This is a genomic window from Vibrio sp. 10N.222.48.A3, from assembly GCF_041475345.1.
In the GTDB taxonomy this organism is placed as follows: domain Bacteria; phylum Pseudomonadota; class Gammaproteobacteria; order Enterobacterales; family Vibrionaceae; genus Vibrio; species Vibrio tasmaniensis_A.
Genome location: NZ_JBFRVX010000729.1, coordinates 1 through 13,563 on the forward strand (window position 1 = coordinate 1; position 13,563 = coordinate 13,563).

Genomic DNA, 13,563 nt, shown 5'->3' on the forward strand with positions numbered 1-13,563 from the left:
AGCCCATACAACACCATTAATGATCTGATTAAAGAAGCCAAAGAAAAACCTGGTAGCGTGAAATTTGCTTCAACCGCTGCGCCAAACTTCTACTTAATGTCTCTTGAAAAAGACCAAGATATTAAACTCAACGCTATCCCTTATAACGGTGCATCTGAAGCGATTCCTGCAGTACTGGGCCACCACACAGACGTAACCATGGTGACACCGGGTGAAGCTATCGCTCAACTTCGTTCAGGCCAACTAAAAGCATTAGGTGTCATGTCTGAAGAACGTATTCAGTACATTCCCGATGTTCCTACTTTGAAAGAGCAAGGTATTGATGTAGTAACAGGAACATGGCGTGGTATCGGCGCTCCAAAAGATACGCCGGATGCAGTCATCGAGAAACTAGGTGCGGTATTTGATGAAGCAATGGCAAGTGAAGAGTTCAAGTCTTTCATGGCAAAAGGCGCAATGACTATCCACAACCTTGACGATAAAGCCTTCACTACGTTCGTTTCCGAAGATACAAAATCGCTTACTGAACTAATTCAATAACATTCATCCAGAGGCACAACGATCAGTTGTGCCTTTTTTATCGGTATGTACCTTTCCCTTGCTTTACTTTTTAGGGGTAAATTCTATGTCTAACGCCAACTTAAATCGGAATGTCGTTTTCCCTTCCATAATCATCATACTAAGCGCAATAGCACTCGCGTTGATTACTCAGTTTGATCGTCCGATGTATCAAGATGCAAGTGTTGATGCAAAATTCTTCCCGATGATGATTGTGATTGCTCAAATTGCTATCTGTATTGTTCTCATCGTTCAGCACAAACTCAAAGGTGTTCCAGAACAACAAGAAGCGATGATAAGCAAGATGTCGATCTTCGGCGTGGCCTTTCTTATTGGATACGCATTACTCATCAGTGTGGTTGGCTACCTTTACGCGAGTTTGATTGCCTTTATGTTCTACCTCGTTTACTTCAAAGTTAAGAAGCCAATCTACTACGTTGTCGCCGTTGTCTTTGTGTTTGCGGTTTACTATTTGTTTGGCGAGGTGTTCTACATCGCGCTTCCTGAAGCAACCTGGTCATAGGAGGTCATAATGTTTGAATATCTAATCGATGGTCTCGCAACCGCTGTGAGTTTTGCAGTGCTACCTGTCCTTGTTTTTGGTGTACTGGGCGGCGTAATTTTAGGCGCACTACCCGGTCTAACGGCGACGATGGGCGTTGCGATTCTCCTTCCGTTTACCTTTGGCATGGAACCGACGTCAGCCCTCGTGATGTTAATTGGTGTATACATTGGTGGCATTTACGGTGGTTCTATTGCCGCAATACTACTTAAAACACCAGGGACACCAGCGTCTGCAGCAAGTGTACTCGACGGCCACACCATGGCTGTGAGAGGACAAGCAGCAAGAGCATTAAGTATTTCGGCTGTTGCTTCATTCATTGGCGGGTTACTCAGTACTATCGTCCTTATTGCCATTGCGCCTAAATTAGCGACCTTTGCACTTCGTTTTAATGCTCCAGAGTACTTCGCACTTGCTCTGTTTGGTTTAACTATCATTGCGAGCGTTTCTTCGAACAACATCTTTAAAGGGCTACTTGCGGGTACGATTGGACTACTGGTTTCTACCGTTGGGCTCGACCCAATCAGCAGTGTGCCAAGGTTTACTTTTGACATCATGGATCTCTACAGCGGAATCAATGTCATCCCTGTTTTGATTGGTTTGTTCGCTCTATCTGAAGCATTAAACCAGCTAGAGAAACTGTTCTCTGAAAAGAAAGTCGTCGCGCCGAAGTTTGACCACAAATTATTGAGCAAAGGCGACCTTAAAGAAATGCTACCAACCGCAATAAAAAGTGGTTTGATGGGAACAACCATCGGTTCTGTACCGGGTGCTGGTGCTGATATTTCGGCATTCGTTTGTTACAACGAAGCAAAACGTTCATCGAAAAATCCCGAAGAGTTTGGTAGAGGATCAGTACGAGGTCTAGCAGCAGCCGAATCTGGAAACAACGGTGTAACGGGTGGTTCGTTAGTTCCATTGTTAACACTTGGCGTTCCGGGGGATGCTGTGGCAGCGGTTCTTTTAGGCGCACTCATTGTTCAAGGTTTAACACCGGGGCCTCTGCTGTTTGCCCAAAACCCCGAAGTGGTTTATGGCGTATTCAGCTCGATGTTGGTTGCTAACCTTGTGATGCTAGTGATTGGTTTACTGGGTATTCGTTTCTTCTGCCGTATCATTGAAGTACCGAAGATCATCATGATTCCAATCATTGTCTTCCTTTCAATTGTCGGCGCTTACGCAATTAACAACTCGATGTTTGATGTGGGTATTGCAATCGGTTTCGGTCTACTTGGCTTTATCTTAACTAAACTGGATATTCCGTCTTCACCAATTCTGCTTGCGATCATCTTAGGGCCAATGGCAGAAACAAACCTTAGGAAATCACTGCTGATGTACGATGGCAGTTGGTCTTTCCTTTATGAGCGCCCTATTGCTCTCGCGTTCATCGTGTTAGCTGTATTCTCGGTTTATTCAACGTTAAAAATGAAGAAAAAGCAGAAACAAAAGCAAACTTACGAACATCATGATTAGCCGCTTGTTTAAGCTATAATATTCAAAGAACTCAAAGCCAGAGACAACAGTCTCTGGCTTTTTTCATACATGAAAGCAGCCAATTTTCGTAAACGGTAGACAACAAAAAAGTATGCACTTGGCATACCCTTTTAAGTCGTTTATCTGAGCGTAATGCTGTTCATCTCTATATGAAGTGACTCATCTACGCTCTAGATTATTTCTATTACGCCGTCGCCAAACGGTGGTTGGCATCCTGCAAGTGTGCCGCAGAAACAACTCGTGCCTTATCACTATCACCAGCCATGATTGCTTCATAGATTCTGCGGTGTTCATTGATACATGTGCTGCCCTCTTCAGAAGAGTGCACGATGAAGTTAACGAACATGGTCGTCAGAATATTGCCGAATGGCAGGTAGAAATCGTTACCTGTCGCATTAAAGATCAAGCTATGGAACCGAGTATCAATGTCTGTCCAACGCTCTTGGTCAAACACTTCAGCTTCATCCACTTCGACCATCTTTTGGAAGATCTCTGAAAGCTCGATACGTTGCTCAGCGGTCGCAAATTTTGCCGCCAGTGCACACGCTTCAGGTTCAATCGCACGGCGAAGACCTAAGAACTGTGAACAGAATTGGTCTACGTCGGTTAGGCCGTCCATCCATTCAATCAGTTGAGGATCAAGGAAGTTCCAGTATGCGCGATCCACTACACGAGTACCGATTTTCGGGCGGGATTCTAACAGACCTTTAGAGGTCAATAGTTTAACTGCTTCACGAAGTGCCGTTCGGCTGATACCAAACTGTTCACACAACGCCATTTCACCAGGAATAATAGAACCTTGTGGCAGTTCGCCAGACAAGATTCCACGAGCGATTTCACGCGCTACTTGCACGTGCAGGCTGCGCTTCGAGCCCGAAATTGAATTAAAAGTGGTAACCATAAGTTCACTTATTTTATATGTTATGTTTATGTATTATTTAAGGACCACTATAACAGTATTTCAACCTACAGCCAATTGAGTAAAATCCAAACGAATCACAACCTGCAAATTTTTATAATCAGAGATTTAAAAAACATCCTGTGAGAAACGTTATCTTAAATCACTCATAAATCCGTACTCAAAACTAACCCTCTCTGTATCGGTATGAAAACCACCAGCACAGCCTCGAAAAACCATGGAAAAAAGATACACCTTTAGAAGCGCAATTCATTAACCGCCAGAGATTATTAAATGAGATCCCCTTCCCAAATTACATCAGCCTCTTTCCTACACGCATAAAAAAACCGAGCAACTCACAACGAGTTACTCGGTTTGACTTATTTCCGATATTCTTTGTCATCGACATTAATTTCGTTCAGTTACTTAGATGCGAACACCCTTACAATCGAACATGATATGGCGCTTCGTTCCCGCAAAGCACCACATCAGCACACACCATCGTTAAACGGTATGTGTGTTGATCATTTACAGTTGAGCAAATGACCCTTCCCACGAGTATGTCTCACCCGCGAACTCAACAGTGTGAGTTGCTTGCTGCGTGTCTTCAGCTTGGTTTGAAATACCGTAGTGGTAAGTGTTACCAGAAGTAGTCTGAATACGAACAACAGTCCCGACACTGTTATGGCCCACAACAGACACTGATTTAACCAGACCACGAGCGCCTACAGAGGCTTCGATTGACTCGTTAAAGTAACCATGCGTTTCTAGTACAGAAGCAAACACGTGGTTTTGACCAGACTGACGTAAGATAAGCGCAGGCTCACTCTTAAGGTTAAAGTCTGGATCGTTAGCACCAGTGCGAGCAAAGATTACTTCACTGCCCGCATTCGCGCTGGTTACTAGGCTGTAGTAGCTGCTGTCATGTAGCCAGCTCACCAGAGAGCCCTCTTGGTTCACTTTGCCTGAAGCAACGTTCCATAAGTGCTGGTAACCGTTGTCTTCACCTAGCGGCTTCAGCGTGCTTTCGATGTTGTAGTCGAAGTCAGTACGGATGATCTGGCCAGAGTGGTGAACGGGCAGGTCGTACTGGTGCTCAGCGTCAGCTTCAATGCGGTATACATCGATCACTAGTGGCTTCTCGAATTCAGGAAGTTCAGCAAGAATCACGCTGCGTTGCATGTCTACGCCGGTGTAGTACTCAGAAATTGTGCCGCTCATACCTTGCAGAGACTGGTCGTCTGCTACGAAGAAGTGCTTCTGACCAAACTTAGATTCAGCCAATGCCGTATCGAAGTTGTTCTGTGTTTTCTGATCAACCGTTACTGTGTTGTGAGCAACTGTCTGCTTACAGTAAGACTTGTTCTCTGGGATGTAACGACCGCCAAACTTAGGCTCAACGTTTACCCAGCGACCGAAGCCGTAATCGTGCAGCACTTCGTGGCCACGGCTGAATACGCTTAGGTGTAGCCCATCGTAGTGACCATGGTCTAGTGCAGAGTGGTATTGGTGATCGCTGCCGTGTTGACCAAACCAAATCAACGCCATCGTGTCGTCGTCTTGTTCGTCACGGTGACGAAGAATGCTTACGCCGCCTTTTTCGCCTTCAGGGCCGTCCGTTACAAACAGGCTACCCCAGTTGAATGCTTTGATGTCGTCTGCTGCATTGACAGCGTCAGATAGCGTTTTACCTGAAGCATGGACCCAAACATCTTGTTGGTGATTAGCCATACCAAGTAAAGTTTCAGTCTGCTCATAGCGGTGGTAACACACAGACGTTGCCATAATAACGCCTTCATCGTTAATAGAAATCGTCTTCGATGAATCGTTCAGAGCTGGCAATGTACCGTCTGGGAATGCCGTTTTAAATACCGCGTAAGACGTTGTCTTGATCACTGAATCGTTAAATTCGTAAATACCAAGATCTGGCTGACGACGTTCAATCGCTTCTGCGAACAAGTAGATTGGACGTAGTGAGAAACGGTGGTAGTAAGGACCTTCCATGTAGTAGCCGTCTGGCGAGAACAGTTGGTCAAGTTGCGCTAAGAAACCACCGCTTACTTTGTCTAGTTTCAGGCCGTAAAGCGCTTTGTCTACTGACTCTTGATCGTTGATTGCGTAACCACAGATACCTACCGCTGCCACAGCCCATAAGCCGTGGTTGTGTACGATATCGAAGTCGTGTGCGTAAGTCACAACGAACATTTCGATCATTTGCTTAAGAAGATCGTCTTCGATCAGACGCTTTTGCTCTTCAGAAATGGTGTGGTAAATACAGCTGTACGCACAAGAAGCGTAAAGCATCCACATGTTCTCGTTCAACGTTTGGTGGAACAGCTTACCCGGAGGGTTAGAGTCACGGCTTACGTTACTTTCAAGTGTTGGGTACACCGTCGCGTACGCAGTTAACATATCAACGATGTAATCACGGTACTTTGTTTCCTCAGTGATAAGGAACAAACGACCCGCTAGATCCATGTGAATGTAGTTTTGCTTATGACGGTTATGTTCGTAGCCGCCGCCTTCACCGTGACCTGGAACTTCAATGCCAACTTCCGCCATGTAAGCGTCAGTTTGTTTAATATCGCGAGTCAGTGCGTTACCTAAAAGGCTATCCTTGCCAAGTTCTTTACGAAGCTCTGCTGCTTCCTCAAAGTTAAGTAAAAGTGGTTGATAGCTCATTATTATTTCCCCTGCTCTGCTGTGCTTGCTAATTCTGGGTTTAAAATTGTTTCTACTGAGTAGAAGCCTGTCCAGCTGTATACTTTACCGTTCAGTTCTACTTTGTGTTCAGTGCTCTCAGTCGCGCCAAGTTGGTTGCTGATCATCACTGTCACATTTGACTTCTCTGTGGTGATTTCGACGACTGAACCGACGTTTGTATGCGCTACAACCTTGATGTCTTTCACAACGCCGCGAGCATTTACTGATTGTTCGAACTCTTCGTTAAAGTAACCGTGCGTTTCTAGAACAGAAGCGAACAGTGTTGTTTCGCCTTTGCTACGTAAAATGAATGCAGGCTCTGAACGTAGGTTGAAGCTTGGATCGTTAGCACCAGTGCGAGTAAAGACAACTTCAGCATTGTCGTTAGACGTTGCGCCTAGCCAAGTGTAGTACGTGTTATTTTGTAGCCAGCTTACCAGTGCTGTGCCCTTCACTTCACCACTTGCTACGTTCCATAAGTGTTGATAACCGAAGTCGCTGCCTAGTGTGTTTAACTCTTTGTTCGTTTGGTATTCGAAGTTAGTGCGAACTATTTGACCTTCATATTGATGAGAGTAATCAAATTGGTGCTCACCTTCGCCGCCCTTCTCAGAATCTAAACGGTATAGGTCTAACAATAACGGAGATTCAAGCTCTTCAAGGTTTAACATGAACACGCTGCGTTGCATGTCAAAACCTTGGTAGTGATCGTTAGCAAATGCACTCATGCCGTTGATTTTCTCGTCTTCTACTTTAAAGAAGTGAGGCAAGCCGTGTACTGAGTCTGCACGCTCAACGTCAAAGTTATTCTGACATTTTTCATCAATGGTTACTGCATTATGAGCAATCGTTTGACGTGCGTAAGATTTGTTTTCATCTAGGTAACGACCGCCGAATTTTGGCTCAACGTTCACCCAACGGCAGAAGCCGTATTCACGTAGTACTTCTTGACCGCGGTTGAAGAAAGAAATACCCAGCGTATCGAAGTTGCCGTGACCCATGCCGTGTTGGCCGTAGTTCATCACTAACTGAGAAACGTCGCCTTTCTTATCCTGCATGCGGATAAAACCTTGCGCGCCGTTGTGACCTTCAGGGCCTTCGTTCAATTCAACACTTGGCCAGAAAGGCATGCCGATTTCTTTTTCAGCAGAAGCCGCTTCGTATGCTTTAGATAACTCAAGACCACATGGGTGCATCCATACTGCGTCTTGAATCTTCGCCATACCAAGAATGTTTTGGTCAACACCCTCAGCTGAAGAGTAGTGCTTACTGTAAACACTGACTGCAACCTGAACACCCATGTCTGTGATGCCCATTGTACGAGAAGCATCATTCAGAGCCGGGAACTCACCGTTCGGATAAGCCGTCGCAAGCATGGCTTGTACCGTGTTACCAATCACGCCGCCTTTGTAGTTGTAAATATCAACTTCAGGCATATGACGGTGAATGACTTCAGCGAAAACACATGTTGGGCGAATCGCGTAACGGTGGTAGTAAGGACCTTCCATGTAGTAACCAGAAGGTGCAAACAATTGAGAAATTTGCGCTAGGAAACCGCCCGTATCGTTGCGGTCGATGCCGTAAACCGACATTTCAAGGTACTCACGCTTACCTAAAGCAAGACCACAAATACCGACTGCAGCTACTGCCCAAATACCGTGGTTGTGAATTCGGTCGAAGTCGTGTGCGTATTTAACCGTAAACATTTCTAGCATTGGTTCGAAAATGCGAGACTCAATGTTGTCACGTTGCTCTTGTGTCAGGGTTGAAGCAATACAAGAGTAAGCTAAGCTTGAGAACATTAACCAGCAGTGTTCGTTCAGGATTTGGTGGAACAAACGGCCTGTTGGGTTGGTATTTTTCTGTACGTGGTAATCAAACGTTAGATATTTGTCTGCGTATTCTTCTAGTAATTCTGTAACGAAGTCAGCGTACTTTTGCTCTTTAGTGATCAAGAACATGCGACCAGCTAAGTTCATGTACGTGTAATTTTGCTTATGGCGGTTATGCTCGTAACCACCCGCTTCTCCGTGACCAGGAACATCAATAGGTAAGCGCATGAACGCCTCTAGGTCTTTCGCGTTCGCAGCAATGGTTTTGCCCATTAAGCTCGAACGGCCCACTTCAAGGTGAAGTTGCTCTATTTCTGCTTCAGTCAACAATACTGGTTTAGTCGTCATATTCTTTGTCACCCTCAATAAAGAGTTTATCGGTTTAAACTTTGATTAAATTTTCAAACTCCACATAAAGTAATACAATATGAACTTTAATCATACCTATTCGTCATGGAATGATGAGCAGAATCACACAATTAACCATAAGCCATTGATGTAAATGGTAAATAGCAAACACCAGGCATTTGCTAAGTTATTGATTTATTTGCGCTATATAAAGTATTGCTTGATCAATATCACACAACTCTAGATATATTGTATTACAATTAATCTCATTCCCTTATTATGAATGCAAGTTAAGTAACACTTAAAAGATTTAAACAGATTAGGAGACACACAATGAACTCTTTCTTTATGCTAGATGAAAATCCATGGGAAGAATTGGGCGGCGGTATTAAGCGTAAAATCGTTGCTTATACTGATGATCTAATGGCTGTACACCTTTGTTTTGATAAGGGTGCGATTGGCCATCCTCACACACACGAAATTCATGACCAAATCGGTTATGTTGTTCGCGGTAGCTTTGAAGCTGAGATTGAAGGCGAGAAGAGAGTACTTAAAGAAGGCGACGCTTACTTCGCTCGTAAACACATGATGCACGGCGCCGTTGCACTAGAGCAAGACAGCATCCTTCTAGATATCTTCAACCCTGCGCGTGAAGACTTCCTAAAATAATGAATAGCGCAACCTCAGTTGCTAAGGTAAGCATATGAAATCATTAAACATCGCGGTCATTGGCGAGTGCATGGTTGAGCTACAAAAGAAACAAGACGGGCTTAAGCAAAGTTTTGGTGGCGATACACTAAATACGGCGCTTTACCTGTCACGCTTAACAAAAGAGCATGGTATCCAAACAAGCTATGTAACCGCGCTAGGCACTGACCCATTCAGTACTGACATGCTAGAAAAGTGGCAAGCTGAAGGTATTGATACAAGCTTAGTGGCTCAGCTCGATCACAAACAACCAGGGCTTTATTACATCGAGACCGATGACACTGGTGAGCGTAGCTTCCACTATTGGCGTAGTGATGCTGCAGCGAAGTTCATGTTTGATCAGCAAGACACGCCTGCTCTACTTGATAAGCTATTCTCTTTTGACGCGGTTTACCTAAGCGGTATTACACTTGCTATCTTGACAGAGAACGGACGCACGCAGCTATTCAACTTCTTAGACAAATTCAAAGCTCAAGGCGGCCAAGTATTCTTCGACAATAACTACCGTCCAAAACTTTGGGAAAGCCAACAAGAAGCGATTTCTTGGTACTTGAAAATGCTTAATTACACCGATACAGCGCTACTTACGTTCGATGACGAGCAAGAGTTGTACGGTGACGAAAGCATTGAACAGTGTATCGCACGTACGTCTGAGTCTGGTGTGAAAGAGATCATCATTAAGCGTGGCGCGAAAGACTGCCTAGTGGTTGAAAGCCAAAGCGCTCAGTACGTTGCACCCAACCCAGTAGACAACATTGTTGATACGACAGCCGCTGGCGACTCGTTCAGTGCAGGCTTCTTAGCTAAACGCTTGAGCGGTGGCAATGCGCGTGATGCAGCATTAGCAGGCCACATTGTGGCAGGGACCGTGATTCAGCATCCAGGTGCTATCATTCGTGTAGATGCGACGCCTGATTTGTCTCTATAATTACGCACTTTAACTATTAATCAAGGGTTTGCTTAGTTGAAAGCAGACCCATTATTAACGTGAGAAAGAATTCATGACTACATTAAATGAACAACTAGCAAACCTAAAAGTAATCCCTGTAATCGCTATCAACCGTGCTGAAGATGCCATCCCCCTAGGCAAAGCACTGGTTGAAAACGGCATGCCATGTGCAGAAATCACACTACGTACAGAATGTGCAATCGAAGCGATTCGCATCATGCGTAAAGAGTTCCCTGACATGCTAATCGGTTCAGGTACTGTACTGACTAACGAGCAAGTTGACGCATCTATTGAAGCTGGTGTTGATTTCATCGTAAGCCCAGGTTTCAACCCGCGCACTGTTCAATACTGTATCGATAAAGGCGTTGCTATTGTACCGGGTGTTAATAACCCGAGCCTAGTTGAGCAAGCAATGGAAATGGGCCTTCGCACGTTGAAGTTCTTCCCTGCTGAGCCTTCTGGCGGTACTGGTATGCTTAAAGCACTAACCGCTGTTTACCCTGTTAAATTCATGCCTACTGGCGGCGTAAGCTTAAAGAATGTCGATGAATACCTATCGATCCCTTCTGTACTTGCATGTGGCGGTACTTGGATGGTTCCAACTAACCTTATCGACGAAGGTAAGTGGGACGAACTAGGCAAGCTTGTTCGTGACGCAGTTGATCACGTTAACGCTTAATCTATTTTAGATTTCGTAATCAAGCCTCACTTCGGTGGGGCTTTTTGCTATCTGCCGATTATTACGCAGACTAACAGAAAATAGCGAAGTGAAAACAATAAGCTACACTTATGTACCCGTGAAAAAGTTTTCATTATTGATGTCCAAATTAACGTGAATGTCGTCGCACAACACACCAATTTGTAGCACATTTGTTACGGTTATAACTAAAATCCTATACATACCTACTCTCATAAGCACATCGCCTATATTGTAATACATATGAACCATTGAAAGGTTATTTACCTTTAACCTCTTACAAATTAAACAACCAACTAAAGCCTTAAAAAACAAACAATTAAACAAACAAACAGCAAGCCAAAAAAAATCAATGCGACCTAGATCATACTAAAGACATATTGTAGTACAAATAAACCTTTGAACGCGTTAATCTAAGCCCAGTTAATTATGATATTTAAAAGGCTGAAAAGATGACTATCGATACTTTTGTTGTTCTCGCCTACTTCTTCTTTTTAATCGCTATTGGTTGGATGTTCCGTAAGTTCACCACGTCGACTAGTGATTACTTCAGAGGGGGCGGCAAAATGTTGTGGTGGATGGTTGGTGCAACCGCCTTCATGACACAGTTTTCAGCATGGACGTTTACAGGTGCCGCAGGACGCGCGTTCAATGACGGTTTCGTTATTGTAATCCTATTCTTAGCCAATGCTTTTGGCTACTTCATGAACTATATGTACTTCGCTCCAAAGTTCCGCCAACTTCGTGTGGTAACGGCGATCGAAGCTATTCGTCAGCGCTTTGGTAAAACGTCTGAACAGTTCTTCACATGGGCAGGTATGCCTGACAGCCTTATCTCTGCGGGTATCTGGCTAAATGGTCTAGCTATCTTCGTAGCAGCGGTATTCAACATCCCAATGGAAGCAACCATTGTGGTAACGGGTATGGTTCTAGTATTGATGGCAGTAACAGGCGGCTCTTGGGCGGTTGTTGCTTCTGACTTCATGCAAATGCTTGTTATCATGGCGGTTACGATTACTTGTGCGGTTGCAGCTTACTTCCACGGTGGTGGCCTAACTAACATCGTTGCAAACTTCGACGGCGACTTCATGTTAGGTAACAACCTAAACTACATGAGCATCTTCATACTTTGGGTTGTGTTCATCTTTGTGAAGCAATTCGGTGTAATGAACAACAGCATCAACGCTTACCGTTACCTATGTGCAAAAGACAGTGAAAACGCACGTAAAGCGGCAGGCCTAGCATGTATCCTTATGGTTGTTGGTCCACTAATTTGGTTCCTACCACCATGGTACGTAAGTGCATTCATGCCTGAGTTCGCATTAGAGTACGCTTCAATGGGTGATAAAGCGGGTGATGCTGCTTACCTAGCATTCGTACAGAACGTAATGCCAGCAGGTATGGTTGGTCTTCTTATGTCAGCAATGTTCGCTGCAACGATGTCTTCTATGGATTCAGGTTTGAACCGTAACGCTGGTATCTTTGTAATGAACTTCTACAGCCCGATTCTTCGTCAAAATGCGACTCAGAAAGAGCTGGTTATTGTAAGTAAGCTAACGACTATTATGATGGGTGTTATCATCATCGCGATTGGCTTGTTCATTAACTCTCTACGTCACTTGAGCTTGTTCGATATCGTAATGAACGTAGGTGCGTTAATTGGCTTCCCAATGCTTATCCCTGTACTACTTGGTATGTGGATTCGTAAGACGCCTGACTGGGCTGGTTGGTCTACTCTCGTGGTTGGTGGTTTCGTTTCTTACATCTTCGGTATCTCGCTTCAAGCAGAAGACATCGAGCACCTATTCGGTATGGAAACAGCGCTTACTGGCCGTGAATGGAGCGACTTGAAAGTAGGTCTTAGCTTAGCTGCTCACGTAGTGTTTACTGGTGGTTACTTCATGCTAACTTCTCGCTTCTACAAAGGCCTATCGCCTGAACGTGAGAAAGAAGTTGACCAACTATTCACTAACTGGAACACACCATTAGTAGCGGAAGGTGAAGAGCAACAAAACCTAGATACTAAACAGCGTTCAATGCTTGGTAAGCTTATCAGCACAGCAGGTTTCGGTATCCTAGCAATGGCTCTGATTCCAAACGAACCAACAGGACGCTTGTTGTTCCTACTATGTGGTTCGATGGTACTAACCGTTGGTATCCTACTGGTTAATGCGGCCAAAAACCCTGCAAAAAAGCTAAATGATGGAGCGATTCTCAAATAGTATAGAGAAAGAACACTATTCGCTTAGCTGATATAACACATAAAATAATGCCCATGCTTTCCCCCGACAGCATGGGCTTTTGTTGTTTTATCGAGGCTATTGGTTTATCGGACTCATTCAGCAAGATTTAATAAAAAATAGGCCAGCATTGCTGGCCTATTTCGTTATGGTTTAGTTATTCACTTCTAATCACTAGCGCTTATCAATTGAGCGTTAACCGTGAGTCATGACATTTTGTTGCACTAGCGCATCCAGAATATCAGAAGGCATGGTGCCATTTAACGTCAGCTGAGGCGCAAGATCTTCAACCACAATCACTTGTTCTGTAGTGCCTAAGCCATCAGGGTTAATCGTAAGTTCAATATCATCCCCGTCAACCTTCGCATCAATGTGTTGCAGCAGTGTTGTTATATCTGGTGAGGCACTTTTCAGCTCAGGTAACACTTCTCTTAGATCGAGTTGGTCTCCTTCAGATAGGCTAAAGTCGGTAATCGTATCTTCGACACCATCTTCGATGTTGAACCATACAAACGAATCCATACCGTCGCCACCAGTCAGAATATCGGAACCGCCTCCACCGATGAGAGTGTCG

Annotated in this window: 11 protein-coding genes; 7 read left to right on the top strand and 4 right to left on the bottom strand. The window is 44.5% G+C overall.

What is annotated here, in order from left to right:
• From AB4653_RS19045 to AB4653_RS19055, 3 genes are all read left to right on the top strand, one after another.
• Positions 1–540, top strand: a 540-nt coding sequence (locus AB4653_RS19045) for a tripartite tricarboxylate transporter substrate binding protein (RefSeq protein WP_372105009.1), incomplete at its 5' end; no start/stop codon positions are given.
• A gap of 85 nt (positions 541–625) precedes the next feature.
• Positions 626–1,081 carry a tripartite tricarboxylate transporter TctB family protein gene (locus AB4653_RS19050; protein ID WP_029222392.1) on the top strand — a complete coding sequence of 152 codons (456 nt, stop codon included), beginning with the start codon at positions 626–628 and terminating at the stop codon, positions 1,079–1,081.
• Positions 1,082–1,090: 9 nt separating this feature from the next.
• On the top strand, positions 1,091–2,593 hold the full coding sequence (locus AB4653_RS19055; protein ID WP_102257331.1) for a tripartite tricarboxylate transporter permease: 1,503 nt from the start codon (positions 1,091–1,093) through the stop codon (positions 2,591–2,593).
• Positions 2,594–2,798: 205 nt separating this feature from the next.
• Here AB4653_RS19055 and AB4653_RS19060 read toward each other — a convergent pair whose 3' ends face one another.
• From AB4653_RS19060 to AB4653_RS19070, 3 genes are all read right to left on the bottom strand, one after another.
• Positions 2,799–3,515: a FadR/GntR family transcriptional regulator gene (locus AB4653_RS19060; RefSeq protein WP_102257332.1), complete on the bottom strand. Its 717-nt coding sequence runs from the start codon at positions 3,513–3,515 to the stop codon at positions 2,799–2,801.
• A gap of 525 nt (positions 3,516–4,040) precedes the next feature.
• On the bottom strand, positions 4,041–6,194 hold the full coding sequence (locus tag AB4653_RS19065) for a heparinase II/III family protein (protein WP_102257333.1): 2,154 nt from the start codon (positions 6,192–6,194) through the stop codon (positions 4,041–4,043).
• A gap of 2 nt (positions 6,195–6,196) precedes the next feature.
• Positions 6,197–8,395: a heparinase II/III family protein gene (locus tag AB4653_RS19070; RefSeq protein WP_102257334.1), complete on the bottom strand. Its 2,199-nt coding sequence runs from the start codon at positions 8,393–8,395 to the stop codon at positions 6,197–6,199.
• 333 nt (positions 8,396–8,728) lie between these two features.
• On the opposite strand from AB4653_RS19070, the gene AB4653_RS19075 reads away from it, so the two are divergent.
• The 4 genes from AB4653_RS19075 to AB4653_RS19090 all read left to right on the top strand — a co-directional run bounded on the left by AB4653_RS19075 (position 8,729) and on the right by AB4653_RS19090 (position 12,971).
• A complete protein-coding gene (locus tag AB4653_RS19075) occupies positions 8,729–9,064 on the top strand; it encodes a cupin domain-containing protein (RefSeq protein ID WP_010438329.1) in 336 nt (111 codons plus the stop codon).
• 34 nt (positions 9,065–9,098) lie between these two features.
• Entirely contained in the window at positions 9,099–10,031 is a 933-nt protein-coding gene (locus tag AB4653_RS19080) for a sugar kinase (RefSeq protein ID WP_102257335.1), read from the top strand.
• Positions 10,032–10,104: 73 nt separating this feature from the next.
• Positions 10,105–10,731 carry a bifunctional 4-hydroxy-2-oxoglutarate aldolase/2-dehydro-3-deoxy-phosphogluconate aldolase gene (locus tag AB4653_RS19085; protein ID WP_017069898.1) on the top strand — a complete coding sequence of 209 codons (627 nt, stop codon included), beginning with the start codon at positions 10,105–10,107 and terminating at the stop codon, positions 10,729–10,731.
• Positions 10,732–11,201: 470 nt separating this feature from the next.
• Positions 11,202–12,971: a sodium:solute symporter family protein gene (locus tag AB4653_RS19090; protein ID WP_009846515.1), complete on the top strand. Its 1,770-nt coding sequence runs from the start codon at positions 11,202–11,204 to the stop codon at positions 12,969–12,971.
• A 213-nt stretch (positions 12,972–13,184) separates the two neighbouring features.
• Here the strand turns inward: AB4653_RS19090 and AB4653_RS19095 are convergent.
• Positions 13,185–13,563 (bottom strand): type I secretion C-terminal target domain-containing protein (locus AB4653_RS19095; protein ID WP_372105010.1); only part of this gene is annotated, 379 nt, incomplete at its 5' end.